Source organism: Kushneria aurantia DSM 21353 (assembly GCF_000382245.1).
Classification (GTDB): domain Bacteria; phylum Pseudomonadota; class Gammaproteobacteria; order Pseudomonadales; family Halomonadaceae; genus Kushneria; species Kushneria aurantia.
Genome location: NZ_KB907878.1, coordinates 48,459 through 74,857, shown reverse-complemented (window position 1 = coordinate 74,857; position 26,399 = coordinate 48,459). Strand labels below are relative to the sequence as shown.

The window sequence follows — 26,399 nt, the reverse complement described above, 5'->3', positions numbered from 1 at the left end:
TCAGCAATTTACCCGGTGGTACAACCACGAGCACCGGCACAGCGCGCTTCGCTACGTCACACCGAGCCAGCGCCATAACGGCGAGGCCAAAGGCATCCTGGCGCAGCGTCGTGAGGTCTTCGAGGCGGCGAAAAAGCGTCACCCGGAGCGCTGGTCGGGCGACATCCGCAAGCTCAGCCTGCCGGATGTGGTGCACCTCAATCCCGAGCGGAACCCGGTGCCACAAGCCGCAGGATTTTAAAGAGCCGAAGTCATTTAATGTGCCAACTATGTTGACAGGCTCCGGGCGGCCCAAAGGGTGCCCGCCAGGGATGGCAGGTCACAAAAAACCCCGGTCCGCATGGACCGGGGCTTTTTCATATCTACGCTTTTTTCAGACAGCGCCCTGCAACTGACCGAGGATGTCAGAGGTCCTCGTCGCTGACGTCGTCCGGCGCCAGCCGCAGGCCGCCGGCGGGTAGCGGCTGGCCGTCGAGGCGTACGCCGCTGTGCGAAAGCTGCAGACGCCCCTCCATGAACCAGCGCACGGCCATGGGGTAGATGAGGTGTTCACGGGTCAGCACCCGGGCGGCAAGGCGTTCGGCGTCATCGTCGTCTTCGACATGAACGGCGGCCTGCACGATAAGCGGTCCGCCGTCGAGTTCATCGGTGACGAAGTGCACGCTGGCGCCGTGTTCGCGCTCGCCGTCGGCCAGTACCCGGCGGTGGGTATTCAGGCCGCGGTAGTCGGGCAGCAGCGAGGGGTGAATGTTGAGCAGCCGGCCGTGATAACGATTGACAAAGGCCGGTGTCAGAATACGCATGAAGCCGGCCAGCGCGATCAGGTCCGGGGCATGGCGGTCGATCACCTTGACCAGCGCAGCGTCGAAGGCCTCGCGTGACTCGTATTCATGATGAGGCAGCACTACCGCCGGAATACCCGCGTCGCGAGCGCGTACCAGCCCGTAAGCGTCGCCTCGGTTGCTCACCACGGCGGCGATCTCGCCGCCCAGCTCGTCGTGCTCGGCGGCATCGATCAGGGCCTGCAGATTGCTGCCGCTGCCGGAAATCAGTACCACCAGCCGGCGCCGGTCGGGTGTCTCGACCGGCGACGTGTCCTCCTGCTGTTCATCCTGTGCCATGGCGATCACTCCACCGATGCATGGGCGAGCTGCACGCGCGGTTCATCGTCGCCGCAGGCCTGCACCCGGCCCAGCCGGTAGACGATCTCGCCCATATCCTCGAGGCGCGAATATGCCTGCTCAACGTCACTTTCGGGAACGACCAGGATCATGCCGATGCCGCAGTTGAGCACCCGATACATCTCCTCTTCGCCGATGTTGCCTTCGTGCTGCAGCCAGTCGAATACGGCAGGGCGCTGCCAGGCTGCGGTATCGAGCGTGACACCGCTGCCCTCCGGCAGCACACGCGGGATGTTCTCCAGCAGGCCGCCGCCGGTGATATGGGAGAGGGCGTGCACGGCAACATCACTGTCGTGCAGCAGTGCCAGCAGCGGTTTGACGTAAATGCGGGTAGGCGCCATCAGGGCATCGCGCAGTGTCATGCCGTCGTCGAGGACGGTATTCAGGTCGGCGCCGCTGCGCTCCAGAATGCGGCGAATCAGCGAGTAGCCGTTGGAGTGCGGTCCACTTGAGGCCAGCCCCAGCACGGCGTCACCCTCCCTGACCCGGGAGCCGTCGAGGATGGCGGACTTTTCCACCACGCCGACGCAGAAACCGGCCAGATCGTAGTCCGAGCCCTGATACATACCCGGCATTTCCGCCGTTTCGCCGCCCACCAGCGCGCAGCCGGCCTGCCGGCATCCCTCGCCGATACCGGTGACCACATCGGCGGCCATATCGACGTCGAGTTTGCCGGTGGCGTAGTAATCGAGAAAGAACAGGGGTTCGGCGCCGGCGACGACCAGATCGTTGACGCACATGGCGACCAGGTCGATACCGATGGTGTCATGGTGGCCCAGCGCCATCGCCAGTTTCAGCTTGGTGCCCACACCGTCGGTACCTGATACCAGCACCGGCTCCCGATAGCCGCTGGGCAGCTGACAGAGCGCGCCGAATCCGCCCAGCCCGCCCATCACCTCGGGACGCGAGGTGCTGCCGGCCACGTGGCGAATACGCTCGACGAGAGTATTGCCGGCGTCGATATCGACACCGGCATCCCTGTAGGAGAGCCCTGGGGTTCGAGAGTCACCAGATGACGGCTCGGTCATATCGGAGTCCTGTAATCGCGGGTTGGGAGGAGGGCGCGCAGCGCCACGCCCTTCGGGGCGGCCATTGTAGCATCGGGGTGGCGCGGTCGCATTGTGCCGGGCACTGCCCGTGCGCAAGCGGTTCGTGGTAGTGTGCAGACATGCTCCACGTCGAGGGATGTGATGAAACCTGACTCCCTGCAGCTTCCGTTGGGTGTCGGCGTACGCGACGACGCCAACTTCGACGGCTTCTGGCCCGGTGGCAATGCAGCCCTGGTGTCTCAGCTGCGTCGTCAGCTCGATGATGACGGCGAGCCGTTCATCTATCTGTGGGGGCCGCCGGACAGCGGCCGTACACATCTTTTGCAGGCGGCCTGTCTGGAGGCCAGCGAGCGCGGTGCCCGGGCGCTCTATCTGCCGCTCGACGATCTGGGGCACTTCCCGCCCCATATGCTGGAGGATCTCGAGGCGCTGGACCTGGTGGCGATCGACGACCTCGAGCAGGTGATCGGTCGCCGACGCTGGGAGGAGGCGCTGTTTCACTGCTTCAACCGCCTGCGCGATGCTCATCGGCGGCTGCTGATTGCCGCCGGGTCATCGCCCCGCACGCTGCCGGTCGAACTACCGGATCTTGCCTCGCGACTGGGCTGGGGGATGACCTTTCATCTGCAGCTACCCGACGATAACGCGCGCCTTGAAGCGCTTCGGTTGCGTGCTCATCAGCGCGGCATGGAGCTGCCGGAAGACGTGGCACGCTACATGCTCCACCGCGGCCCGCGCCGGCTGGCCGAAATGATGACGCTGCTCGAGCGCCTTGATCGCGCCTCGCTCTCCGCTCAGCGCAAGCTGACCATCCCCTTCGTCAAGCGGGCGCTGGAGTGGTAGAGACGGCCTATTCGCCGTGGACGGTCACCACTACCCGCCGGCTGCCGCCGCGATTGCGGTGTTCGCATAGATAGATGCCCTGCCAGGTGCCCAGATTAAGGCGCCCGTTGGTGATCGGAATCTGCACGCTGAAACCCAGCAGGCTGCCCTTGAGGTGGGCAGGCATGTCGTCGCTGCCCTCGAAGGTGTGCTGATAGTACGGCTCGTTTTCCGGCACGGCGTGATTGAAAAAGCTTTCGAAGTCCGCGCGCACCGTGGGATCGGCGTTTTCGTTGAGGGTCAGCGAGGCCGAGGTGTGCTGAATAAAGACGTGCGCCACGCCGGTTTTGATCTGCATTGGCTCGTCGAGCGCGGCGCGAATCTCGTCGGTGACAAGATGAAAGCCGCGTGAGCGGGGCTTCAGGCTGATTTCCTTCTGTAGCCACATACTGGTTGTCTACCCTTTCAACTATGTTATGAAAAGTCATCGTTATGAAAAGTCATTGGCCGTCGTGGTCCTGACGAGCATCGGTGAAGGCGGGTGCCGCCGAGCGGCCATCAAACGACAAAAAAGAGGTTTCCCTATGACGATAGCAGCTCGACGCTGTCTTGTTCTCGCGTTTTGTGCGGCCATGGCGCAGTCCGATGCGTCGCAGTGCGGTCGGCAACTGCTGGAAGGTTTTCAGGTCATCGCTCATCGATGGCATGTTCACCAACTACCCGGATCGGCTGCAGGCGCTGGTGGAGTGAACGATACTAGTTGAAAAGCGCTTACGCTTGCGCAAGGGTATCGTCCGTGTGGACGCGGGCAGGGTTTCCGCATTGAATTCCGGCGCAGGCTGTGTCACTGAACGCATAACGCCATCCCATTCGACAGGAGAACGCAATGAGTCAGACCCGTACCGAAAAGGACAGCATGGGTGAGCTCGAAGTACCGATGGAGGCGCTCTACGGTGCGCAGACCCAGCGTGCGGTCAACAACTTCCCGGTCAGCGGCCGGCCGCTACCGGCCGCCTTCATCGCCGCCGTGGCGCGGGTCAAGCGTGCCGCGGCCGAGGTCAACCTGGATCTCGAGCTGCTGGACGAGGGGCGTGCGCTGGCGATCGTCAAGGCGGCCGATGCGATCATTCGCGGTGAACACGCCAGCCAGTTTCCGGTGGATGTCTTTCAGACCGGCTCGGGCACCTCGACCAACATGAACGTCAACGAGGTGATTGCTCATCTCGCTTCCCGTGCCGATCTGGAAGTGGCGCCCAATGACCACGTCAACATGGGCCAGAGCAGCAACGACACCATTCCCACTGCACTTCACGTGTCGATCGCCATGGCGCTTCATGAGCGCCTGCTGCCGACGCTCAGGCATCTGCAGAGCACAATCGACAGCAAGGCCTCCGAGCTGGATGACGTGGTCAAGACCGGCAGGACTCACCTGATGGATGCCATGCCGGTGCGTATGAGCCAGGAGCTGGGCGGCTGGTCGAATCAGGTGGCACAGTCGATCGAGCGTCTCGAAGATGGCATGAAGCGCATGTTGCGCCTCGCCCAGGGCGGCACCGCAGTGGGCAGCGGTATCAATGCCCACCCCGAGTTCGCCGAGCGTTTCGCCAAAAGAATCGCCGAACAGACCGGGCTCTCCTTTACGCCGGCCGACAGTTTCTTTGCCGCGCTTGGCTCGCAGGATGCCACCGTCGAACTTTCCGGCCATCTCAAGGCCTACGCCTGCGCGCTGATGAAGATCAGCAATGACCTGCGCTGGATGAACTCCGGGCCACTGGCCGGGCTGGGCGAGATCGAGCTTGAAGCGCTGCAGCCGGGCAGCTCGATCATGCCGGGCAAGGTCAATCCGGTGATTCCCGAGTCGGCCGCCCAGGTGGCGGCGCAGGTGATCGGCAATGACGCTGCGGTAACCGTTGGCGGTCAGTCCGGCAATTTCCAGCTCAACGTTATGCTGCCGCTGATGGCGCATAACGTTTTGGGTTCCATCGAGCTGCTGAATAACGTCTCGCGACTGCTGGCCGATCGGGCGATCGCGACCTTCAACGTGCGTCGTGACAACATCGAGGCGCCGCTGGCGAAAAATCCGGTGCTGGTGACGGCGCTCAATCCGGTGCTGGGCTACAACGAGGCGGCGCGCGTGGCCAAGAAGGCCTACCAGGCAGGGCGCCCGATCATCGAGGTGGCAGAAGAGGAGACCGATCTCTCCCGCGAGGAACTGGAGCGCTATCTCGATCCTGCCAAACTGACCCGCGGCGGTATTCAGGAGTCATAGCGCGACCCGCTGGCAAGGCAACAGAGGGCCCGTTTTCGAGCGGGCTCTCTGTTTTTACGGGCTTTTACGGGCGTTGTCGAGTCGGGAGAGGTCAGTGTATCGGGCTGTAATCCGTCGAGGACTCGGCGGTCTGTTCGTTGCTATCTGACCTACAAGAAACAGTACGACGACACCGAGGATGCCGGCGCTATTCTCGCCACCTTCTCGACGGGCCCCACCATCAGGTCCTATGGGTGGAATCTGGTCACCGAGATCGTGGGCACCTTTGTGCTGATCTTCGTCATCATCATGTTCGGTCATACCCCAAGCGGGCTGGGGCCGCTCGCAGTGGCGCTGCTGGTCGTTTCAATCGGTGCTTCGCTGGGCGGTCCGACAGGCTATGCGATCAATCCGGCGCGTGATCTCGGTCCGCGCATCGCGCATGCTGTTCTTCCTATCAGGCACAAGGGCAGCAATAACTGGGCCTACGCCTGGGTGCCGGTGGCCGGCCCGGTCATCGGGAGCGTGCTGGCTGCCCTGGTGGCCTACATCTATTGAGTCATCCACGAGGCCATGCCTCCTGTGCCATTCCCACCGAGGAGTCGATAATCATGAGCAAGCAACAGAAGTACATTCTCGCCATCGATCAGGGTACGACCAGTTCACGTTCGATGCTTTTTGATCATGATGGCAAGGTTGTGGGCATCGCCCAGCGCGAGTTCGAGCAGATCTTCCCGCAGCCGGGCTGGGTCGAGCACAATCCGCGCGAGATCATGACCAGCGTGCTGACGACCCTGGCAGAAGTCATCAACAACTCGGAAATCGATGTCTCCGAAATCGCCTCGCTGGGCATTACCAACCAGCGCGAGACGACCGTTGTCTGGGATAAAAATACCGGTCATGCGGTCTGTAACGCCCTCGTATGGCAGTCGCGCCACTCCGCCGAGATTTGCGACAGGCTGCGCGAAGCCGGCCATGCCGATATGATCCGCGACAAGACCGGTCTGGTGATCGATGCCTATTTCTCTGCCACCAAGCTTCAGTGGATTTTCGACAATGTCGACGGCGTCAGGGAGAGGGCCGAGAAGGGGGAGCTGCTGTTTGGCACGGTCGACAGCTGGCTGGTGTGGAATCTGACCGGCGGCGAAGTGCATGTCACCGATGTCAGCAACGCCTCGCGCACGATGCTTTTCAATATTCGCGAGCGCAAGTGGGACCCGGAACTGCTGGAGCTGTTCGGCGTGCCCGAGAGCATGCTGCCCGAGGTGAAGTCGAACAGCGAGGTTTACGGCAATGTGTTGCCCAAGTACCTGTTTGGTCATGAGGTGCCGATTGCCGGTATGGCGGGTGACCAGAACGCTGCGCTGTTCGGCCAGGCCTGCTTCGAGCCCGGCATGGCCAAGAACACCTACGGCACCGGCTGTTTTACGCTGATGAACACCGGCACCGAGGCGATGCCCTCCGATAATGGCCTGCTCACCACCGTGGCCTGGGAGGTCGATGGCACCCTTGAATATGCACTGGAGGGCAGCGTGTTTGTCGCCGGTTCGGTCATTCAGTGGTTGCGCGATGGCCTGCGTATGCTGGGCAGGGCGTCAGACTCGGAAGCCTACGCCGAGCGCGCCGGCGACAACGACGGTGTCTACCTGGTGCCGGCCTTCACTGGCCTGGGCGCGCCCTACTGGAACTCCAATGTGCGCGGTGCGATGTTCGGTCTGACCCGTGGCACCACCAAGGAGCACTTCATTCGCGCGGCGGTAGAGTCTCTCGCCTACCAGAGCGCCGATGTCCTGAGGGCCATGCAGACCGATGCCGATATTGCTCTGACCGAGCTGCGTACCGACGGCGGCGCGATCTCCAATAACTTTCTGGCCCGCTTCCAGGCCGATATATTGGGCGTTGATGTACTGCGCTGCGAGATCAGTGAAACCACCGCGCTGGGCGCCGCCTACCTCGCCGGGCTGGCGGTGGGCTTCTGGGAATCGCGCGAGGAGATCGCCGAGAAGTGGGCGCTGGAGCAGCGTTTTGAACCGGAAATGAGCGAGCAGAAGCGCGAGGCGCTCTACGCCGGGTGGAAAAAGGCAGTGGAGGCGACCATGGGTTACCGGGTGGCGTCATAGTCGCTCTCGGTCAGCGGTATGGGCGTGGGTAAAGGTTGCGTGACACACAAAAATCCGTACAATTGCGCAGCGTTGAAACGGGGCAGGACCGTAGCTCAGTTGGTTAGAGCGCCACGTTGACATCGTGGAGGTCAGCGGTTCAAATCCGCTCGGTCCTACCAATCGCCTCGGCGTACACTATTGAGGTGGTGGCGACGCTTTCAACCCTGTCCTTGCAGGACCGTAGCTCAGTTGGTTAGAGCGCCACGTTGACATCGTGGAGGTCAGCGGTTCAAATCCGCTCGGTCCTACCAGTTTCAAGGGCCCCGCCAAAACGGCGGGGCCTTTCTTTTGCACGTTTTTCTGTGGATTCTTCAAACGGCGGGGCATGACAGCAAAAGGACCGCATCGCGGCCCTTGTCTCTCTCATTTTGCTGTCAGACGATTTTTCTGGCGATCCAGTTGATCACACTGTCCGTCAGCGACGGCTTGCCGTGATTTTCACGCTGCTGGTTCAGGATCATGATGATGCAGATAACAAACATTACGGCCAGCGGCGCTGTCAGTAGTAATTCTATATCGATACCTCACTCGTTTGAGGCGGCCCGCTTTTGAGATAAAGCGTAGCCGATGCAGCCAGTCAATATCAATCCGAGCCCGTATAGGGCGCCCCAGCCGGCGTAACGCTCGGATTGGTGATGCTCTTGCCTGCCGTGAAGCAGGTGGCGAGCACAATAACGCCCACGTTTCGCGTCGCCTCGAAGAACTGTTGTCGAGCTGATCGGCGAGCATCGAGCTCGCGCGATGACGGTGCCTTTCGCCTGGCCTGCTGTCGACGAATATTTTGCCGCAGTCTATCGAGGAGCTTGCCCATGGCTTTCAATGACCCTTTGCCGCGCTGAGCCTGCGGTTGCCGAGCCGGAGGACGCCAGGCGATCATGGCGTCTTTCAACTCCTGGTCGGGAAATCCATGTTTACCGGAATCGTCCAGTCAGTGGCCCCTGTGGTCGCCATCGAACGCCTCGAGGGGCTGCATCGTCATGTGATCGAGATGTCCGAACCGCTGCTGGAAGGGCTGGCGCTCGGCGCTTCGGTGGCGCACAACGGCTGCTGTCTCAGCGTCACTGCTATCGAGGGCCGGCGGGTCAGCTTCGATCTGATGCGCGAGACGCTTGCGCTGACCAACCTGGGCGATCTCGATGTCGGCGATCGGGTCAACATCGAACGTGCTGCCCGCTTCGGTGACGAAATTGGCGGCCATGCCATGTCGGGCCATATCGTCTGCAGCGCGCAGCTCGAGGAGCGCGAGGAGTCGCCCAACAACTGTCGTCTGTGGCTGTCGCTGCCGTCGCACTGGTCACGCTATCTGTTCGACAAGGGCTACATCGGCATCGACGGTATCAGCCTGACCATCGGCGAGGTACGCGGCGATCGTTTCTGCGTCAATCTGATTCCCGATACGCTGGCGCGCACCGTGATCGGCGAGCGCCAGCCCGGCGACCGCCTCAATATCGAGATTGACCCGCAGACGCAGACCATTGTCGACACCGTTGAGCGCGTTATGGCCGAGCGCGGCCATTGAGCGCATGCCTCGGGCTCGAACCGATAGGGGCCTTCGGTTAGGATGGCGTTAATTCGCGACCGGTTTGTGCCGGTCGTTTTCCTGTCAGCGAACAATTCATCCGGGTGAAGAGGGGACGCAAGGTGGCGACGAGCATCTACGGCGACTATATCAAGTCGGTGATTCGCACCGTGAGGGACTGGCCGCAACCCGGTATCAACTTTCGCGATATCACGCCGGTGCTGCAGAACAGTTCGGCCTTTCGCAAACTGATCGACAGTTTTGTACATCGCTATCAGGAGCTGGATATCGATGCCATTGCTGCTATCGATGCGCGCGGCTTTATTGTCGGCGCGCCGCTCGCCTATGAGCTGGGCTGCAGCTTCGTGCCGGTGCGCAAAAAAGGCAAGCTGCCGTTTCAGACCATCAGCGAAACCTACAAGCTCGAATACGGTGAATCCACCGTCGAGCTGCACGCCGACGCCTTTCAGCGCGGCGACCGCATCCTGCTGGTCGACGATCTGATCGCCACCGGCGGTACCATGCTGGCGGCGGCGCGCCTGATCGAGCGCAGTGGCGGGGTGATCGTCGAAACCGCCGCGATTATCGATCTGCCCGAGCTGGGCGGCGGCGACATGATTCGCAACGAGGGCTACGGCGTCTTTGCCGCCTGCACCTTTACCGAAGACGAAGAATGACGGGACAGGTCGATGAGCAGCGAGCGCTATCGTAACTACTTCACCATTACCTGGGATCGCCTGCATCGCGACGTGCGCGCGCTCTGCCATCAGCTTGTCGAGCGTGATTTCGTGGGTATTGTGGCGATCACTCGGGGCGGTCTGATTCCGGCGGCGCTGATTGCTCGCGAACTGGATATCCGTCTGATCGATACCGTCTGTATCAGCAGCTACGACAAAATGGCGCAGGGCCGTCTCGATGTGCTCAAGGGCATCGATCACGACGGTGATGGCTGGCTGCTGATCGACGATCTGGTGGATACCGGCAAAACCGCCGGTGCAGTACGCCGGATGCTGCCGAAGGCGCATTTTGTCACCGTCTATGCCAAGCCCGATGGCCGGCCGCTGGTGGATCAGTATCTGACCGAGGTGTCGCAGGACAGCTGGATTCAGTTCCCGTGGGATACCGGCATCTCTTTTGTCGAGCCGCTGGTCGATCAGCTGCGCTCGCGAGGAGAGTCGTCATGAGTTCGCCGCTACCCTCGAGTTGGGGTCAACATCTCGACGGCGAGTTCGAAACGCCCTACATGCAGGCGCTGCGCGCCTTTCTGCGCCAGCAGAAGGATGATAAGCGCGTGATCTATCCCGCTTCCGAGCACTGGTTTCGCGCTTTTGAGCTGACGCCGCTGTCGAAGGTTCGGGTGGTGGTGCTGGGGCAGGACCCCTACCACGGGCCGGACCAGGCGCACGGGCTCTGCTTCTCGGTACGCCCGGGCGTGGCCATTCCCCCTTCGCTGAGCAACGTCTATCGTGAGCTTGCAAGCGATGACGTCGATTTTACTCCACCGAATCACGGCTTTCTCGAGAGCTGGGCGCGTCAGGGGGTGCTGTTGCTCAATAGTGTGTTGACCGTCGAGCGCGGGCAGGCCGCCTCGCATCGCGGTCAGGGCTGGGAGACGTTCACCGATCGCGCCATCGCTGCCGTCAACGAGCAGTGTCAGCACGTCGTTTTTCTGCTGTGGGGCAGCTACGCGCAGAAAAAGGCCGCCTTTGTCGATCGCTCGCGCCACCTGGTACTGCACGCGCCGCATCCTTCGCCACTTTCGGCGCATCGGGGTTTTTTCGGTTGTCACCACTTCTCGCGTGCCAACGCCTTTCTGGCCGAAAAGGGTGAACCTCCCATCGACTGGCGACTGCCCGAGACGCCATAAGTTGCCATGACACGCTGTTCTTAACCCCGCCCCTGCAGCGCAGTAGAATGAGCGCGTTCCTTTTTCCCGAGTCGCCGCGCGATCCGCGACGGCCCCTCGCCACAGGTTGGATGCCGATGAACGTGCACACGATCGATCACCCCCTCGTTAAACACAAGCTGGGCCTGCTGCGCAGCGGCGGGATCAGCACCAAGCACTTTCGTGAGCTCGCCAATGAGCTGGCCACGCTGTTGACCTACGAGGCGACCCAGGGGCTGGAGCTGGTGGAAGAGCCGGCCGAGGGCTGGAACGGCACGCCGATTCGCATCGAACAGATCAAGGGCAAGAAGGTTACCATTGTGCCGATTCTGCGCGCCGGGCTGGGTATGCTCGATGGCGTAACCACGCTGCTGCCCAGTGCGCGAATCAGCGTGGTGGGGCTCTACCGCAACGAGGAAACGCTGGAGCCGGTGCCCTATTTCGAGAAGTTCGTGCAGGACCTCGACGAGCGTCTGGCAATCGTTATCGATCCCATGTTGGCTACCGGCGGCTCGATGGTGGCGACTCTGGATATGCTCAAGGCGAAAGGTTGTCAGAGAATCAAGGTGATCGTGCTGGTCGCGACGCCGGAAGGTATTGCGCGGGTGTCGCGTTCACACCCCGAGATCGAGCTCTACACCGCCGCCGTCGACGAAGGCCTCGACAGCAACGGCTATATCGTGCCCGGACTGGGCGATGCCGGCGATAAGCTGTTCGGTACGCGCTGAGCGATGGGTGCTTTGAGCGAAGCACGTCCGCCGATTACCGCCGTGCTGCTGGCCGGTGGTCAGGGGCGGCGGCTGGGTGGCGTCGACAAGGGGCTGGTATCGCTGGCCGGCCGTACCCTGGCCGAGCGGGTAATCGAGCGGGTGGCGCCGGATGTCGAGGCGCTGGTGATCAACGCCAATCGCAACCCGGAGCGCTGGGCAGCGCTGGGCTATCCGCTGGTGACGGATATCTTTCCCGGCAGCGCCGGGCCGCTGGCGGGCTTTCACGCCGGTCTCGTAAACGCTGAAACACCACTGGTGATGATGGTGCCCTGCGATACGCCACGGCTGCCCTTCAGGCTGGCCTCCACGCTGTGGTCTAGAATGCAGGCCGAAGGTGCCGATATCGTCCATGCCCGTGACCACCTGCGCCATCATCCGGTCATTGCATTGATGCGGCGTGAGCTGGCGGATGATTTATCGCACTGTCTGGCGGGGGGCGAGCGGCGCATCGATCGCTGGTACGCAAGGCATCATGGACACGCCTGCCTGTTTGACGACGCCGAGGCCTTTGTCAATATCAATACACCCGAAGACCGCGACGCTTTTATCGAACGGGAGGCGTCACGCGCCTGAACCGATATCCGGTGTCGTATCGATAGCCCGCCGATCTGCCGATGGACAGCCCGACCTATGGAACTCAAGCAGATATCGACGCCGCTACTGGGCATTGCCGCCTGGAGTGGTACCGGCAAAACCACGCTACTGGAAGCGCTGCTGCCGGCGCTTCGCGCCCGCGGCCTGTCGGTAGCGGTCATCAAGCATGCGCATCACGATTTCGACGTCGACGTGCCCGGCAAGGACAGTCATCGCCTGCGCCAGGCGGGCGCAACCCCCATGCTGGTCGCCTCCGGGCGGCGTTTTGCACTGATGATGGAAACGCCGGGGCGGGATGAGCCCGATCTCGCCATGCTGCTCGAACAGGTCAGACCGCTGTGTCCCGATCTGATATTGATCGAAGGTTTCAAGCAGTCACCGATTCCCAAGCTCGAGCTCTATCGCGAGGCGGTCGGTAAATCGCTGCGCGCCTTCGATGACGGCTGGGTTCGCGCGGTGGCAACGACCGGCGATGTGGCTCTGCCTGAGGATGTCGAGCGGCTGGATCTTGACGACCATCAGCAGCTTTTGAACTGGCTGATGGCCTGGCCGGCACGCTGGGATGTCATGCGCCAGGGTCCGCGCGACTCCCTGAACGGTCATTGCGGGGCGCATGATGAGTGACTGTTTCGAGTCGGATACGCTGATCAGCGTGGCCGCCATGCAGGCACGTGTCGCTGCACTGACGCCAGCGCCGGTGGGTAGCGAAACACTCGGGTTACGCCTTGCCCGTGACCGGATTCTCGCGCGCGAGGTATTGGCTGCCTTTGCGCTGCCACGCTATACCGCCGCGGCCATGGATGGTATCGCCTTCGCGGCGGCGTCGCCCCGTCGCCTGCGCATCGTGGGAGAGGCGCTCGCCGGTCACCCCTGGTGTGGTCGCGTGTTGCGCGGTGAAGCTGTACGTATCACCACGGGTGCGCCGTTGCCTGAGGGGTGTGACAGCGTCGAGATGGTTGAGCGGCTCTCGTTTGATGGCGATGATGTCGAGATGGTCGAGTCGCCGAGTGTCGGCCAGCACGTACGCTATGCCGGCGAGGAGATCGCCGTCGGTGAGCGGGTTTTCGAAGCCGGCACGCCGCTCGGCCCGGCGCGACTGGGTATGCTGGCGTCGCTGGGGCTGGCCGAGGTGGTGGTCCATCGCCGCCCGCGGGTGGCGCTTTTCTCCACCGGTGACGAGCTGCGTAGGCCAAATGCCGAGGAGAGCGATGACGGCACTCTTTTCGATGCCAACGGTTTCAGTCTGACCGCCTGTCTCGAGCGCTGGGGTGCCGATGTCGTCCACGGCGGCACGCTTGCCGACAGTGTCGAGCAGTGCGTTGCGGCATTTTCTCGCGCTGTTGTCGATGCCGATCTGGTGATCACTTCAGGTGGCATCTCCAAAGGCGAATCCGATCTGGTGCGCCGCGCCGTCGGCCGGTTGGGTGAGGTCAGCGCATGGCGAGTGGCGGTTCGGCCGGGCAAACCGATGGCGCTGGGCAGCCTGATGGGGCGACCCTTTTTTGGGCTGCCGGGTAATCCGGTGGCGGCGCTGGTTACTCTGGAGCGCTTTGTTCAGCCGCTGGTGCGCTGTCTCGCCGGCCGCACCGACTGGCATCCGCAACGTTGGTGGGCGGTCACCGAAGCGCCGCTTCACGGCCGAAAGGGACGCCTTGACCTGCTGCGCGGTCGCTACCATATCGATGACTCGGGTAACGTGAGGGTTGGTGTTCTGGCCGAACAGGGATCACACCGCCTCAGTTCGCTCTATCTTGCCAACTGTTTGATCGAGCTGCCCGAAGACGTAGAGAGTGCTGATGCCGGCACGCTGGTCGCGCTACTGCCTCTCGACGCACTTCTCTAGCGGTTACTCAGTCGTGCCCGATTATTTACTGTGTGGAGACTTCCTATGACGCTGACCCATCTTAATGCGCGCGGCGAAGCGAGCATGGTGGACGTTACCGACAAGTCGACGACCCAGCGTGAAGCCGTGGCAACCGGTCGTATCTTCATGCAGCCGGCCACGCTCGAGCAGTTGGTCGACGGCGAGCTGCCCAAGGGCGACGTCCTGGCAACAGCGCGTATCGCCGGTATTCAGGCGGCCAAGCGCACCCATGAACTGATACCACTTTGCCACGCCCTGATGCTCTCGAAGGTGAGCGTCGATTTTGATATCGACCGCGATACCTCGAGTGTCGGCGTGCGCGTAATGTGCCGTCTTGCCGCGCAGACCGGTGTCGAGATGGAGGCGCTGACCGCCGCTTCGGTCGCCTGTCTGACGCTTTATGACATGTGCAAGGCGGTTGATCGCGGTATGGAGATCGGCGAGGTGCGTCTTGAACGCAAAAGTGGCGGACGCTCGGGTGAGTGGCAGCGTCGCCACGAGGGCGAGATCCATGCCGATACGACAGCCGACGACGACGAAATACTGGCGACCCCATCGAAGCGTCACGAGGCTGCGCCGGGAAGTCATCAAGAGGCCATCGAAATTCGCTTCTTTGCTGAATTGAGAGAGCGCCTGGGAGTGGCAAAATTGAGCGTTTTACCAGGGCAACTATCGTCACCTACACTATCGGCATTAAAGATGTGGGTGAGCGAGCGGGTCAGCCATCCCGAGGCGCTCGATCAGCCCCGTCTGCTGTGCGCTATTAACCACGACATGGTGCAGGGCGACAGTGCACTGAATGCCGGTGACGAAGTGGCTTTGTTCCCGCCGGTTACCGGAGGCTGATAGCGCCGTCGGAGGAGCTCGAGCATGATCATTATACAGCAGCAGCCTTTCGATATCGGTGAACTGCACGAGCGAGTGGCAGGTGAGAGCACATCGCTGGGTGCCGTGGTCAGCTTTATCGGTCGCGTACGCGACTTCAACGAATCGCCCGATGTTCAGGCGCTGACGCTTGAACACTATCCCGGTATGACTGAAAAAGCGCTGGGTTCGATTGTCGAGCAGGCACAGTCGCGTTGGCGTATCGAAAGAGCGCTGGTGGTGCACCGTATTGGCTACATGGTGCCGGGCGACAATATCGTAGCGGTTCTGACGGCCAGTTCGCATCGTCAGGACGCTTTCGATGCCTGCGCCTTTATTATGGATTATCTGAAAATCCGGGCACCCTTCTGGAAAAAAGAACATACCGCCAGCGGGGCGTACTGGGTCCGCGAGCGTGGCAGCGATCTGGCGTCGCTGTCACGCTGGGAGCAGACATGACCGAACTGATTGATGACTTTAATCGCAGCATTCGCTATGTGCGTATCTCCGTGACCGATCGCTGCGATTTTCGCTGCGTGTACTGCATGAGCGAAGAGATGACCTTTTTGCCGCGTGACCAGGTCCTCTCTATCGAGGAGCTGACCATGGTGGCGCGAGCCTTTACCGAGCTTGGTGTGGACAGGATTCGTCTGACCGGCGGGGAGCCGCTGGTCAGGCGCAACATTGGCGAGCTGGTGGAAAATATCGGCCAGCTCGACGGTCTGCACGATTTCACCATGACCACCAACGGTGCCCAACTGCGTCGTCATGCGGCTACTCTACGTCGTGCCGGCATGCAGCGACTCAATATCAGTCTCGACTCTCTTGACCCGGAGCGCTTCAGGGCACTGACGCGAACGGGAAGTCTCGAGCGTGTGCTTGACGGCATCCGCGCCGCGAAAGAAGCGGGCTTTGAGCGCATAAAGCTCAATGCGGTGATTCTCAAGGGCCGCAATGACGACGAAGTGCTCGATCTGGTCGAATTTGCGCGGCACGAGGGGCTCGATATCAGTTTCATCGAAGAGATGCCGCTGGGTGATGTCTCCGACCACGGCCGTGCGGAGACTTTCTGCTCCAGCGACGACGTTCGCGAGATTATCGAAAGTCGCTATCCGCTGCTGCATTCTGCGGAAAAATCGGGTGGACCGTCACGCTATTATCGAATGGCCGACAGCGATTCGCGAATCGGCTTCATATCGCCGCACAGTCATAACTTCTGCGACAGCTGCAACCGGGTTCGAGTGACCTGTGAAGGGCGTCTACTGCTGTGTCTGGGCAATGAGCACTCCACCGATCTGCGCGCTGTGATTCGCGAACACCCAAGCGACATCGAGCCGCTCAAGCAGCACATCCGCGATGCCATGTCGCTCAAGCCGCATCGCCACCACTTCACAACCGACGGTGATGTGCAGATCGTACGTTTCATGAACATGACAGGCGGCTGAGCCGTTATGGCAATCTGTCGTTGAAAATTCCCTGCTTTATACATTGGCTGCCCGCAATCGGCATTGAAAACGGCACTCTCTGGCCGCTATTAACCGGCCATTTTTGTAGAAGGGATTCGGCGAAATTGATAACTGCCGTCGGTTGTATATAATGTGAGTCATGTTAAGTCGACCGCAAAAGGAAGCGTTTCATGTCAAACGAGTCGAGCGAAACTCTCGAAAAAATTGCCCGTAACAAGAACGTTGCCAGAGCGGCAGCACGCCAATTGAGCATGGAGCAGCTTGGCAAGCTCTCCGAAATCATCAACGAGGTCATGGCGCAAAAGCACGATGAAGAGCGTCAGCGTCAGCAGGAAGAGGCGCAAAAGGAGAAAAAGCTTGCCGAAATCCGCGCGGCGATGAGCGATGCCGGCCTGTCGGTCAATGACCTGGTGGGTGGCGATCAACCCCGCAAGCGGCGCGGCCGTCCGCCCAAGGGCAGTGGTAGCGAACAGGGGTAAGCCGGTTCGGCGAGGGCGTTGGGCGGCGCTATACACTACGCCGCAATGAAGCAGGCGGTGCCAGTAGGCACCGCCTGTTTTTTTAATCGCAACGTCGTCGCAGACCGGCTGCGGCAAGGAAAGCCTGGCCAGCTTCGCATCGTATCAGGGTGTGGCGTCGACCACATCCACCACCACTTTCGATGAGTGGCGCAAATGCTCCTGTAGCCAGTGCGTTGCGTGCTCTTCGAGACGGTGGGAGAGTTCGTTGGTCGAGGGCGCTTCCAGAGCTTCGAGGGTACGATCGACCCAATCGCCCAGGGTTCGTTCATCGATAAAGGCATCAATGCTGCTGTCGATCATCAGCCGGCCGATGCGTGTCCAGCGCTCGCTATCGGGCTCGCGGGAGACCGGCACCACCAGCACAGTGGCATCGTGACGCCTGTCATCACGATGTTGACGGCGACGCTGGGAAACCAGCTGCGGGGAGAGCGTCCACTGTTCGGCAAGCTGTAGACGCTTGCCGTTCCACTGTATGTGTTGCCCGTTTTGCGGTAGTAGATCGATGCCGATACCCAGCTCTTTTGCTAGCGAAGCATGGGCCTGCTGATGGGCTTGCTCTCCATGCACCGGCAGTAGATGTCGAGGACGTAGCCAGCCATACAAGCGGCGCAGCTCTTCGCGTGCGGGATGGCCCGAAGCGTGCAGACCGGCAAGATTGTCCTCGCTCAGTACGCTGGCGCCCTGACGACGAAAAGCGTGTTTGAGTCGCTCGACCGCCTCTTCGTTGCCGGGGATGGTGCGGGAGGAGAAAAGGACGCAATCTCCGTGCTCGATCTCGACGACCGGATGCTGGTTGATCGCCAGCCGCGACAGGGCGGCGCGCGGCTCGCCCTGACTGCCGGTGGCGAGCAATAGAATTTCCTTGCGAGGCAGGTAGCCGATATCCGAAAGTGGCACCGGCTCGGGGAAATCGTCGAGATAGCCCAGTTCACGCCCCAGCCGCACCATTTTCTCCATCGCCCGCCCCAGCAGCGCGATGCGGCGATGCTGGCGAGTGGCCGCCCGGCCGATAGCGCGAATACGGGCCAGGTTGCTGGCAAAGCAGCTGATCACCACGCGCCCCTCGAGACCTTCGAGCGCCTGCGCAAGAGTGCCCGCCACTTCACTTTCGCTGCGCGACCAGCCTTCTGTATGCGCGTTGGTGGAGTCGCCCACCAGAAGATCGACCGGCGCGATGGCGGTGAAATCATCCTGCCGAGTGGCCGGGCCGATCAGTGGCTCGGGGTCGAGTTTCCAGTCACCGGTATGCAGCACGCGGTGACGGTCGACCTCCAGCAGCAGCGAAACGCTCTCCGGAATGGAGTGGGTAACCGCCATGGTGGTGATCGAGAAGGGGCCGGCCTCGAAAGCATCGCCGGGCTGAAATACCCGAAGGGCACCGGTCGCCAGGCCCTTTTCAACCAGTTTCTGCCGCGCCAGCCCTGCTGCCAGTGGCGTGGCATGGATCGGGCAGCCCAGACGCGGCCAGAGCCACCCCAGCGCGCCGAGATGATCTTCATGGCCGTGCGTCAGTATCAGTGCCTCGGGATGAATATCGCGTTCAGCGAGCGCTTCGATATCGGGCAGCTGCAGCGGCGTGTCGGGTAGATCCTGGCGGATCGTCATGCCACAGTCGACGATGATCCAGCGCGACTCGAATCCGTAGAGCGTCAGGTTCATGCCGATCTCGCCGCAGCCGCCGAGAGGGATGATTTCCAGTTCGGAGCGGCGGCGTGGACGAATATGTACGCGTGTCTGTGCCATGACGGATCCGATCAGGGTTTGTTTCAACTATACGCAACGCATGTTGCAGCCACAACGAAGCGTGCCCAAAAGCAACTGAATTCGCTACAATTCCTGCTTATCAAAGTTCCCGTTCAACAAACACTGTGAAGGCCATGTCTTTCTGTCGTCTGGTGGTTACCTGTCCCGATCGTCTGGGTATCGTTGCCCGTGTCTCCTCCTTCATCGCCGACAAGGGCGGCTCGATCACCGAGGCCAATCAGCACTCCGACCTGGAGTCGGGGCGCTTTTTCATGCGCTACGAGGTGGATGCCCGGGCGATGACGGTCGACAGTGCCACCTTCCGTCGTGATTTCGAGCCCATTGCCGATGCATTCGAGATGCAGTGGCGCTGGCGCGATGGAGAAGAGCGCCGGCGTCGGCTGATGATCCTGGTATCGAAGGAGTCACACTGTCTGGTGGACCTTCTCTATCGCTGGACGGCCGGTGAGCTGGAGTGCGATATCGTCGGCGTAATCTCCAATCACGAAGAGATGAGGTCGCTGGTCGAGTGGCATGGCCTCGATTGGCACCATGTGCCGGTTGGCGGCGAAAACCGCGACGAGGCGTTTGCTGCGATCGAGCGACTGGTGGAGGAGAGCGGGGCGGATACGCTGGTACTGGCGCGCTATATGCAGATCATTCCTCCCGCGCTGTGCCGTCGCTACAGCGGGCGTATCATCAATATCCACCACAGCTTTCTGCCGTCCTTTGCCGGTGCCAGACCCTATCACCAGGCGCACGAACGTGGCGTCAAGCTGATCGGTGCCACCTGTCACTACGTGACCGAGGATCTTGATGCCGGCCCCATTATCGAGCAGGACATTCAGCGTGTAACGCACTGCCATACGGCCGGCGATCTGGTGCGACTGGGGCGGGATATCGAAAAGGCCGTGCTGGCCCGCGGTGTGCGCTGGCATCTACAGGACCGGGTGTTGATCGACGGCAACCGAACGGTGGTCTTCGCCTGAATCTGCCCCGGGTCAGTTGTCGTCGGGGTTGGCAGGCTCGAAAAGTCCCAGCTGGCGGCGCGCATCCTCGGAAACCAGTCGCACGCCCACGCCCAGCAGGCGCACCGGACGCGCGGCGCGCTGCCATGCTTCATCGAAAAGCGGCAGGAACTGGTCCAGTGCCGGCGTTTGCCCCGCCGTTTCAAGAGTCGTAATGGAGAAGTCGTCAAAGCGTACCTTGACGAACAGTTTGTTGAGTGCCGGGTGCTGATAGCGTGCGATGCGATCTTCCAGCCGCTCGACCAGCGCCACGATATGCTCGCGGCACTCGGCCATATCCGGCAGATCATGATCGAAGGTATTTTCAACGCTGATGGATTTACGCTCACGCTCGATTTTTACCGGCCGTTCGTCGATACCGCGTGCCAGTTCATGCAGGCGCACGCCGAATTTGCCGAAGTCATCCATCAGGGCAGACAGACTGAGCGTCGCGAGATCGCGGCAGGTCTCGATGCCACGCGCCTTCAGCTTGCCTGCAGTCGCCGGGCCGACGCCGTGCAGTCGGTCGACGGGTAGCGTTTCGATAAAGCTATCGACCTGATTCGGGGTGATAACGCAAAGACCGTCCGGCTTGTTCCAGTCGCTGGCGATCTTGGCAAGGAACTTGTTGGGCGCCACCCCTACCGATAGTGTGATACCTACCTGGCGGCGTACCTCGTCTTTCAGCCACCTGGCCATCCAGGTGGCGCTGCCTCTGAAATGGTTGACGTCGGTGACATCCAGAAAGGCCTCGTCCAGCGACAGAGGCTCGATAATCGGTGTAAGAACGCGAAAGATCGACTGGATGTCAGCGGAAACCCGGCGGTACTTGTCGAAGTCGGGGCTGATGCGGTGCAGGTGAGGGCACAGGCGCATGGCTCGGGCCATGGGCATGGCCGAGCGGATGCCGAAAGCGCGTGCCGGATAGTTGCAGGTGGCGACCACGCCCCGCTTGTCAACGCTTGCGCCAACCGCCAGCGGTATGTCGGCAAGCTTCGGGTCGTCGCGCATTTCGACAGCGGCATAGAAGCAGTCACAGTCGGCGTGAAGGATCTTGCGCATAGCGTTGCGGTCGGCCAAAGGCTGTATAAATGTCCATGATCTCATGGTATCCGCCCCGGCAGCGCTTCGCTATAGCAATAGCGACACGGGGCGGCATTTTTCAAAATATTGAAATCAGCATTGCGAGCATGGGATCTGCAATAACCAATATAGGAGAAGTGCTATAGCCTCAGTCTATAATTTTATCGATTTCGGGTCACCACGCTGCGCCAGCGCCGGGTGTACAATCTACGTTATTTCTTCTGGCCCGCATCAACAGAGTGGCCTGCCACGAGCCACGCGGTACTTTGCTTTAATGCTGAAGGTTTCTGCTTTAAAAAAAACGGGTCTTGTCATATAATCTTGATCGGTGTCTCAACAGACTTCGAAAAACGTGTGATTCGAGCCGTTTTTGAAACGTCATCCAGAGTTCTACGGAAGAGGTAGTCGGAATGTCCCTGCTGAACGAATACATGAAAAAAGAGCAGCTGCTCAAGCAACTTCGGGATGAGTTGCAGCAGCTGGAACAGGATCAACGCCTGCAGGGGGAGCTGGAGTTCAAGCAGAAGCTTGAAAACCTGATGCAGGAGCACAACAAGTCTTCTGCTGAAGTTATCTCCATCCTCGATCCCGGCGCCGAGCAGACCGGTAGCCGCGGTGGAACATCGGCTTCGGCTCAGTCCGGTGGTCGGCGCAAGCGCAAGCTCAAGATCTATCGCAATCCTCACAACGGTGAGGTTGTAGAAACCCGCGGCGGCAATCAGAAAACGCTCAAGGCGTGGAAAGAGCAGTACGGTAACGATACGGTCGAACAGTGGCTTGAGCGAACCGAATAATCGCTGTTTGTGCCTGATACAGGCCGAATGAGAGTTTGCTCGTGCTGCGCTGCCAAAAAATAATTGGTTTTCCACGGCCTTTGGCAGCAGTTGAGCCATCCTGTACACCCCGGACACTTTCGAAGTGTTCGGGGTTTTTGTTGACAGATACCGAGAAATATAATGTAACCAGCGGTGGTGCCGAACAGCGAGCTTCAAGCGCTCCCGGGATGTCAATGCAGAGCTTGTAAAACTTTCAGATGTCGTCATGGAGGTTTATCGCAGCGAGCGCGGTTGCCCAACTCACTCTGCCCCTATGGCATAGCGAGCAACTCGTTCGCGTTTGTTGGCGACCGTTCACATCGCGTCCGTATTACCGACGGAGGCTGTTGCCCTGGCAGTGGCAGGGTCTGGGCAGCTTGCTTGAATTCTGTCGTATTGCCTAAGGTAATGCTGACGGCTATCCGCGCTTTGGTCCTACCTGCGAGCGGGACACTGCTGCGGGGCAGATCATCGTTGAGAGGGCGGGCGGTATGCTGTGTCGGCTGGACGTGGAAAGCGCTACACCCGGCCCGGCGATCGATTACAACCGCCGCGATACGCTGATTAACCCCGCCCTCGTGGCGCTGGGCAGCGAAGCGTTATACGCTCGGCTGGTCGAGTCGACGCCGGTGCGCAGAAGAGGGACGAAGCGTGAAAAAAATCGCGCTGGCTGTAAACCTTCGCCGCCTTCTGCCGATAGGGTAGGCAACAGATGGTTCATTGACGCCACTTTCACGTTTAGTGCCGCTTTGGGAGGATTTTAAAATGTCGGGTATTCCAACGCTGGGTATCGGTGCCGGTCTTAACCTGGAGTCACTTCTGGATTCGCTGAAAAGCTCAGAACAGAAGCGCCTGCTGCCAATTGCAGAGCAGATCAATACCAATAAAACCCAGATTTCAGCTTTCGGTCAGATTACCTCGGCGCTGGAGAAATTTCAGGGCGCCGCTCAGAAGCTGAGTAACGGTGATGACGGGGTCTTCAATACCTTCAACGCCAAGGTGACCGGGTCAGCGGTGACCGCCGAAACGACTGAAACGGCCTCTGCCGGTCGCTTCGACGTCACGGTGAGCCAGTTGGCAAGGGCGCAGTCGCAGGTCACCAATAATGGCTACGCCAGGGATGCGACCTTTTCGGGCGGAACCCTGACGTTCTCCGGCGGTAGTGAAGTGACCATTGAAGAGGGGAGTTCCCTGTCGAAAGTGCGCGATGCGATCAACGCCTCCGGTGCCGGGGTGACGGCCTCACTCGTCAACGATGGCGGTGCCGCTTCGGGTGATACCGCCACCCCCTGGCGGCTGGTGTTGACCTCCAACGAGACGGGCACGCAGGCCGCATCGACGCTTTCTGCCGCCAGTGGTGGCATGGCAGACCTGTTCGGCGCCAATGGCGGCAATCTGGACACTTCTGTTCAGGCTCAGAATGCCCAACTGAACGTCAACGGTATCGCAATTACCAGCCAGTCCAATACCGTGGAAAATGCCATCCAGGGCGTCACGCTCACCCTGAACGAAACGACGCAGGCCGACTCTCCCAACCGGGTCGAAGTGGGCCGTGATGACGAGAGTCTGAAGACCGCTATCAAGGATTTCGTCACAGCCTGGAACGCGATGGACAAGAGCATCGACAAGACCACCAAAAGTACCGGTGAGGGTGAGGATTTCAAGGGGGGAGTGCTGACCGGTAACAGCACCGTGCGCAATCTGCAGTCCAGTCTTCGTGACGAGCTGAATAGCCGGATAGGCGGGGAGGGCATGAACTACCTGTTCGAGGCCGGCATCAGCTTCTCTTCCAGCTTTAGTGCCGACAAGCGCGGTCAGCTCGAAATCGACGAGGATAAGCTCGACGAGGCGATCGCCAACGATCCCGATGGGCTGCGGGCACTTTTTTCCGGTACCGAAGAGGCACCGGGTATCGCCACGCAACTGGATAGCCGTATCGAGCAGATGCTCTCCGATGATGGTGCCATTAGCAGAGCCACTTCCGGACTGGAGAGCGCTCAGGATCGGCTTGAGGCGCGCGGTCAGCGTATGAAGGAATCAATCGAGGCGACTATCGAGCGCTATCGTACCCAGTTTCAGCAGCTCGACAGCATCATGTCGCGCATGAACAGCACTCAGTCCTATCTGACGCAGCAGCTGGGCATGCTCAACAATCCGTCTTCAGGCAATAGTTAATCACCGGAGGTACTCGCCATGTATTCACCCAAGGGAGCCAGCACCTATGCGTCGGTCGGCGTTGAAACCGGTGTCATGAGTGCTTCGCCCCACCAGTTGATCGTCATGCTGTTCGACGGTGCGCTGGCGGCCATCAAGAAGGCGCGCTGGGCGCTGGATAATGGTGACATTGCGACTCGTGGCAACGCTCTCTCCAAGGCCATCAATATCGTCGACAACGGTCTCAAGAACGCTCTTGATCTTGAAAAGGGCGGTGAGATCGCCGAGAACCTCTATTCGCTCTACGACTTCGTCAGCCGCTCGCTGGTGAAGGTCAATCGTACCAGGGATGTCGAACTGCTTGACCGGATAGAGCACATCATGGCCGATATCGCCGGTGCCTGGAAGGAGATCGGCCCGCAGGCAGCGGCGCAGCAGTCTCCCTTTTCGGCAGCGCAGGCCTGATATGGAAGAGACGCACAGCGGCATCATCCAGCGGTACGAACGTACCCTGGCGCTCAGCGAGCAGATGCTCGAGCAGGCGGCTGCCCAGCAGTGGGAGACGCTGATCGCTCACGAAAATCGATACCTTCGCGAGATTGAAAACCTGCGTACGCTCGACAGCCGGGCGGCGCTCGACAGTGATCGTCAGGATTACAAAAAGGAGCTGCTCGAGAAGCTCGTGGACAACGACAGGCGACTTGGTGAGCTGCTACAGGGGCGTCTTGGTGAGCTCAGTGAACTGATCGAAGAGGGGCGCAACCGTCAGCGCATTGTTGGCGCTTACGGTGTTGGCTCAGAGTCGCCGGGGAATCGGCAGTCTTGAGTATTATCACGCCGCTTGTCGATACCCTGATAAGCAATGTGCTGGGGCGCCGGGGTGACGTCGAGCGCGTTGCCGCCAGGCAGGCCGAACAGCCGCTTGGCGGCGTTTCGCGTATTACCTCTCTGCGCGATCCGACCTCGGATACGCCGGATGATCGTATTGATCAGCGTGCCGGCATCTCCAGCAACAGCCCTCGTACCAACCAGGGAGAGGTGGCGCGCAACCCACAGCTGCGCGGTACCCAGGGGCACGTATCGAGCGGCGCTGCGGAAAACGCCGGACAGACGCAGAACAGCTCATCCAGAACCCACCTTAGCGCCGAGGCGCGCACCATTGCCCGTATCCTGGAAAAATTCCCCGTCGACACCCAGGCGGTCAAGTCCAGCCAGGCGCTAACGCGTTCCGAGCCTACGGCCTCGCGACTCTCCACGGCGCTTTCCGGACAGGTGCGCCACAGCGGTCTTTTCTATGAGTCTCACCTCTCCCAGTGGCTCAAGGGCAATTACGATGTCGGAGAGCTGCTGCGCGAACCCCAGGGCAAGCTGGCGCGGCTGGTCGCCATGCCGGCGTCAGGCCAGTCGACAGCAGGTCAGTCCGGGGCAGCTCAGTCGGCGGCAGGTCAGTCCGGGACAGCTCAGTCGGCGGCAGGTCGGCCGGCGGCAACCGCTGCGCTGCCCGCGACGGGGTTTGCATCACCCCTGCCATCGGCTGCCACCGCTTTCGGCCAGATGGCGCAGCCCGGTATTCCGATGTCCTCATCTCATCTTCTTATGGGGCAGATGGCACAATCGGGCACTGTTCTGCCATCGACGCAGCTTCCCGGCGGCCAAACGGCAGCTATTCCTCAGTCGCCGGTGACGGCGCAGCTTTCGCCGCTTATCGCCAACCATGGTTCAACTGCCGAGCGTGCCGCTCAACTGGCACAGGTTGCTGCTCGCGGCGAGGCTCTGATGCAGTTACGCGAGAGCGCCGATACCCATAACGCTGCCACACAGCAGCGTAGCGCTGCCGAACCAGTGCACGACTCCCTGCAGGGACTGTTGCGCCATCAGCTGGAGATGCTGACGCAGCCGCTTTTTCGCTGGGAGGGCTTTTTCATGCCTGATATGCCCATGCGCTGGGAGCTGGAGGAGGAGAGTGCCGGCGGTGAGGTCGATGATGACGCTCTGCGCATCTGGCGTTCTCGTCTACATCTCGATATGCCGCAATTGGGTGCCATGGATATCGAGATCAGCCTGCAGGGCGGGACACTTCACGTCAGCGGCGAGGTCGATGAGTCGTCGCTGGCGCTGGTCAGGCGTCAGGGCGGCGGTCTGGCGACACGTCTGGAAGCTGCCGGCCTGCCCATAGCCTCGATGAACTTCTCGCCACGCTCCGGCAGTGAGACGTCAGATGCCTGATACGCCTGCCGACAGAAAGCCCCGCCAGCGCGCCGTTGCGCTTTCCTACGATGAAACCCGTGCGCCCACGGTCGTCGCCAAGGGTTACGGCAATATCGCCGATGCCATCATCGAGCGGGCCAACAGCAGTGGCGTTTATGTCCATCAGTCCGCCGAGCTGGTCAATCTGCTGATGAATGTCAACCTCGACGACTGTATCCCCGAAGAGCTCTACGTGGCCATCGCCGAGCTTCTCTGCTGGGTCTACGAGCTGGAACGTCAACCGCAGAGCTGAGCCTCCTTCCTGTCCTTGACTTTCTGATGCCTTTTGCAAGCCAGCATCCAGAAATCCGCGGGCATCCTGTAAAATTCATACTTTTTTCATACTTTTTTATTAGCCTTCTGTATCAATGGGTTAAGCGACTAGTGCGCTATAAACAATGAGTA

At 60.8% G+C, this 26,399-nt stretch carries 30 protein-coding genes, 2 tRNA genes and 2 pseudogenes; 27 read left to right on the top strand and 7 right to left on the bottom strand.

Going from position 1 to position 26,399, the window contains the following annotated elements:
- Positions 1-241, top strand: a pseudogene (locus H146_RS21745) (IS3 family transposase); the annotation flags it as partial.
- A 163-nt stretch (positions 242-404) separates the two neighbouring features.
- Here the strand turns inward: H146_RS21745 and purN are convergent.
- Both purN and purM read right to left on the bottom strand, forming a co-directional pair.
- Entirely contained in the window at positions 405-1,121 is a 717-nt protein-coding gene (gene purN / locus H146_RS0112555) for a phosphoribosylglycinamide formyltransferase (protein ID WP_019952228.1), read from the bottom strand.
- Between the two features lie 5 nt (positions 1,122-1,126).
- Positions 1,127-2,209, bottom strand: a complete 1,083-nt coding sequence (gene purM / locus H146_RS0112550; protein WP_019952227.1) for a phosphoribosylformylglycinamidine cyclo-ligase — start codon at positions 2,207-2,209, stop codon at positions 1,127-1,129.
- A 162-nt stretch (positions 2,210-2,371) separates the two neighbouring features.
- Between purM and hda the strand changes: the two genes are divergently transcribed.
- The gene (gene hda / locus H146_RS0112545; RefSeq protein ID WP_019952226.1) at positions 2,372-3,073 is read left to right on the top strand and encodes a DnaA regulatory inactivator Hda; all 702 of its coding nucleotides are present in this window, start codon (positions 2,372-2,374) and stop codon (positions 3,071-3,073) included.
- Positions 3,074-3,080: 7 nt separating this feature from the next.
- Here hda and H146_RS0112540 read toward each other — a convergent pair whose 3' ends face one another.
- Positions 3,081-3,500, bottom strand: a complete 420-nt coding sequence (locus H146_RS0112540) for a secondary thiamine-phosphate synthase enzyme YjbQ (RefSeq protein WP_019952225.1) — start codon at positions 3,498-3,500, stop codon at positions 3,081-3,083.
- A 52-nt stretch (positions 3,501-3,552) separates the two neighbouring features.
- The gene (locus H146_RS21430) at positions 3,553-3,750 is read right to left on the bottom strand and encodes a hypothetical protein (RefSeq protein ID WP_156826802.1); all 198 of its coding nucleotides are present in this window, start codon (positions 3,748-3,750) and stop codon (positions 3,553-3,555) included.
- Between the two features lie 188 nt (positions 3,751-3,938).
- Between H146_RS21430 and H146_RS0112530 the strand changes: the two genes are divergently transcribed.
- From H146_RS0112530 to H146_RS0112510, 5 genes are all read left to right on the top strand, one after another.
- Positions 3,939-5,321: a class II fumarate hydratase gene (locus H146_RS0112530; protein ID WP_019952223.1), complete on the top strand. Its 1,383-nt coding sequence runs from the start codon at positions 3,939-3,941 to the stop codon at positions 5,319-5,321.
- Between the two features lie 9 nt (positions 5,322-5,330).
- Positions 5,331-5,858: an aquaporin gene (locus tag H146_RS22375; RefSeq protein WP_083920868.1), complete on the top strand. Its 528-nt coding sequence runs from the start codon at positions 5,331-5,333 to the stop codon at positions 5,856-5,858.
- Positions 5,859-5,911: 53 nt separating this feature from the next.
- On the top strand, positions 5,912-7,420 hold the full coding sequence (glpK, locus tag H146_RS0112520) for a glycerol kinase GlpK (RefSeq protein WP_019952221.1): 1,509 nt from the start codon (positions 5,912-5,914) through the stop codon (positions 7,418-7,420).
- 84 nt (positions 7,421-7,504) lie between these two features.
- Positions 7,505-7,581: transfer RNA gene (locus H146_RS0112515), tRNA-Val, on the top strand.
- 55 nt (positions 7,582-7,636) lie between these two features.
- Positions 7,637-7,713 (top strand) — tRNA-Val (locus H146_RS0112510).
- 332 nt (positions 7,714-8,045) lie between these two features.
- On the opposite strand, the gene H146_RS21425 is transcribed toward H146_RS0112510, so the two are convergent.
- Positions 8,046-8,339, bottom strand: coding sequence for a hypothetical protein (locus H146_RS21425; protein WP_156826801.1), 294 nt, complete (start codon positions 8,337-8,339; stop codon positions 8,046-8,048).
- A gap of 30 nt (positions 8,340-8,369) precedes the next feature.
- Between H146_RS21425 and H146_RS0112500 the strand changes: the two genes are divergently transcribed.
- The 12 genes from H146_RS0112500 to H146_RS0112445 all read left to right on the top strand — a co-directional run bounded on the left by H146_RS0112500 (position 8,370) and on the right by H146_RS0112445 (position 16,903).
- Positions 8,370-8,981 (top strand): riboflavin synthase, encoded by a 612-nt coding sequence (locus H146_RS0112500; RefSeq protein ID WP_019952219.1) that lies wholly within the window; start codon positions 8,370-8,372, stop codon positions 8,979-8,981.
- Positions 8,982-9,103: 122 nt separating this feature from the next.
- Positions 9,104-9,658 (top strand): adenine phosphoribosyltransferase, encoded by a 555-nt coding sequence (locus tag H146_RS0112495; protein WP_019952218.1) that lies wholly within the window; start codon positions 9,104-9,106, stop codon positions 9,656-9,658.
- A gap of 12 nt (positions 9,659-9,670) precedes the next feature.
- Entirely contained in the window at positions 9,671-10,165 is a 495-nt protein-coding gene (gpt, locus tag H146_RS0112490) for a xanthine phosphoribosyltransferase (RefSeq protein WP_019952217.1), read from the top strand.
- Positions 10,162-10,848, top strand: a complete 687-nt coding sequence (gene ung, locus H146_RS0112485) for a uracil-DNA glycosylase (RefSeq protein ID WP_019952216.1) — start codon at positions 10,162-10,164, stop codon at positions 10,846-10,848. The genes gpt and ung overlap by 4 nt, the downstream gene beginning before the upstream one ends.
- A 116-nt stretch (positions 10,849-10,964) precedes the next feature.
- Entirely contained in the window at positions 10,965-11,594 is a 630-nt protein-coding gene (gene upp / locus H146_RS0112480; RefSeq protein WP_019952215.1) for a uracil phosphoribosyltransferase, read from the top strand.
- Between the two features lie 12 nt (positions 11,595-11,606).
- Complete coding sequence (gene mobA, locus H146_RS0112475; protein WP_211213331.1) at positions 11,607-12,209, top strand: molybdenum cofactor guanylyltransferase MobA; 603 nt, start codon at positions 11,607-11,609, stop codon at positions 12,207-12,209.
- A 57-nt stretch (positions 12,210-12,266) separates the two neighbouring features.
- Entirely contained in the window at positions 12,267-12,854 is a 588-nt protein-coding gene (mobB, locus tag H146_RS0112470; RefSeq protein ID WP_019952213.1) for a molybdopterin-guanine dinucleotide biosynthesis protein B, read from the top strand.
- Positions 12,847-14,073: a molybdopterin molybdotransferase MoeA gene (locus H146_RS0112465; RefSeq protein WP_169433485.1), complete on the top strand. Its 1,227-nt coding sequence runs from the start codon at positions 12,847-12,849 to the stop codon at positions 14,071-14,073. The genes mobB and H146_RS0112465 overlap by 8 nt, the downstream gene beginning before the upstream one ends.
- 45 nt (positions 14,074-14,118) lie before the next feature.
- The gene (gene moaC / locus H146_RS0112460) at positions 14,119-14,940 is read left to right on the top strand and encodes a cyclic pyranopterin monophosphate synthase MoaC (protein ID WP_019952211.1); all 822 of its coding nucleotides are present in this window, start codon (positions 14,119-14,121) and stop codon (positions 14,938-14,940) included.
- A gap of 24 nt (positions 14,941-14,964) precedes the next feature.
- Entirely contained in the window at positions 14,965-15,417 is a 453-nt protein-coding gene (gene moaE, locus H146_RS0112455; protein WP_019952210.1) for a molybdopterin synthase catalytic subunit MoaE, read from the top strand.
- The gene (gene moaA / locus H146_RS0112450) at positions 15,414-16,403 is read left to right on the top strand and encodes a GTP 3',8-cyclase MoaA (protein ID WP_019952209.1); all 990 of its coding nucleotides are present in this window, start codon (positions 15,414-15,416) and stop codon (positions 16,401-16,403) included. Before moaE ends, moaA begins: the two co-directional genes overlap by 4 nt.
- A 191-nt stretch (positions 16,404-16,594) precedes the next feature.
- Positions 16,595-16,903, top strand: a complete 309-nt coding sequence (locus H146_RS0112445) for an H-NS family histone-like protein (RefSeq protein WP_019952208.1) — start codon at positions 16,595-16,597, stop codon at positions 16,901-16,903.
- A 144-nt stretch (positions 16,904-17,047) separates the two neighbouring features.
- On the opposite strand, the gene H146_RS0112440 is transcribed toward H146_RS0112445, so the two are convergent.
- Positions 17,048-18,688 carry a ribonuclease J gene (locus H146_RS0112440; RefSeq protein WP_019952207.1) on the bottom strand — a complete coding sequence of 547 codons (1,641 nt, stop codon included), beginning with the start codon at positions 18,686-18,688 and terminating at the stop codon, positions 17,048-17,050.
- Between the two features lie 134 nt (positions 18,689-18,822).
- On the opposite strand from H146_RS0112440, the gene purU reads away from it, so the two are divergent.
- Positions 18,823-19,677, top strand: coding sequence for a formyltetrahydrofolate deformylase (gene purU / locus H146_RS0112435; RefSeq protein ID WP_019952206.1), 855 nt, complete (start codon positions 18,823-18,825; stop codon positions 19,675-19,677).
- A gap of 12 nt (positions 19,678-19,689) precedes the next feature.
- Here the strand turns inward: purU and dinB are convergent, their stop codons facing one another.
- On the bottom strand, positions 19,690-20,757 hold the full coding sequence (gene dinB / locus H146_RS0112430; RefSeq protein WP_033195707.1) for a DNA polymerase IV: 1,068 nt from the start codon (positions 20,755-20,757) through the stop codon (positions 19,690-19,692).
- A 431-nt stretch (positions 20,758-21,188) separates the two neighbouring features.
- Between dinB and H146_RS0112425 the strand changes: the two genes are divergently transcribed.
- The 7 genes and pseudogenes from H146_RS0112425 (at position 21,189) to H146_RS0112400 (ending at position 26,247) form a co-directional block, all read left to right on the top strand.
- Complete coding sequence (locus H146_RS0112425) at positions 21,189-21,572, top strand: histone-like nucleoid-structuring protein, MvaT/MvaU family (RefSeq protein ID WP_019952204.1); 384 nt, start codon at positions 21,189-21,191, stop codon at positions 21,570-21,572.
- Between the two features lie 437 nt (positions 21,573-22,009).
- A pseudogene (locus H146_RS22370) lies at positions 22,010-22,357 on the top strand (hypothetical protein); the annotation flags it as partial.
- 1 nt (position 22,358) lies between these two features.
- Positions 22,359-23,768: a flagellar filament capping protein FliD gene (fliD, locus tag H146_RS0112420; protein ID WP_019952203.1), complete on the top strand. Its 1,410-nt coding sequence runs from the start codon at positions 22,359-22,361 to the stop codon at positions 23,766-23,768.
- Positions 23,769-23,786: 18 nt separating this feature from the next.
- Entirely contained in the window at positions 23,787-24,212 is a 426-nt protein-coding gene (gene fliS, locus H146_RS0112415) for a flagellar export chaperone FliS (RefSeq protein WP_019952202.1), read from the top strand.
- A 1-nt stretch (position 24,213) separates the two neighbouring features.
- Positions 24,214-24,573: a flagellar protein FliT gene (gene fliT / locus H146_RS0112410; RefSeq protein WP_019952201.1), complete on the top strand. Its 360-nt coding sequence runs from the start codon at positions 24,214-24,216 to the stop codon at positions 24,571-24,573.
- Complete coding sequence (gene fliK / locus H146_RS0112405) at positions 24,570-25,973, top strand: flagellar hook-length control protein FliK (protein ID WP_019952200.1); 1,404 nt, start codon at positions 24,570-24,572, stop codon at positions 25,971-25,973. The genes fliT and fliK overlap by 4 nt, the downstream gene beginning before the upstream one ends.
- On the top strand, positions 25,966-26,247 hold the full coding sequence (locus tag H146_RS0112400) for an EscU/YscU/HrcU family type III secretion system export apparatus switch protein (RefSeq protein WP_019952199.1): 282 nt from the start codon (positions 25,966-25,968) through the stop codon (positions 26,245-26,247). The genes fliK and H146_RS0112400 overlap by 8 nt, the downstream gene beginning before the upstream one ends.
- The last annotated feature ends 152 nt before the right edge of the window (positions 26,248-26,399 follow it).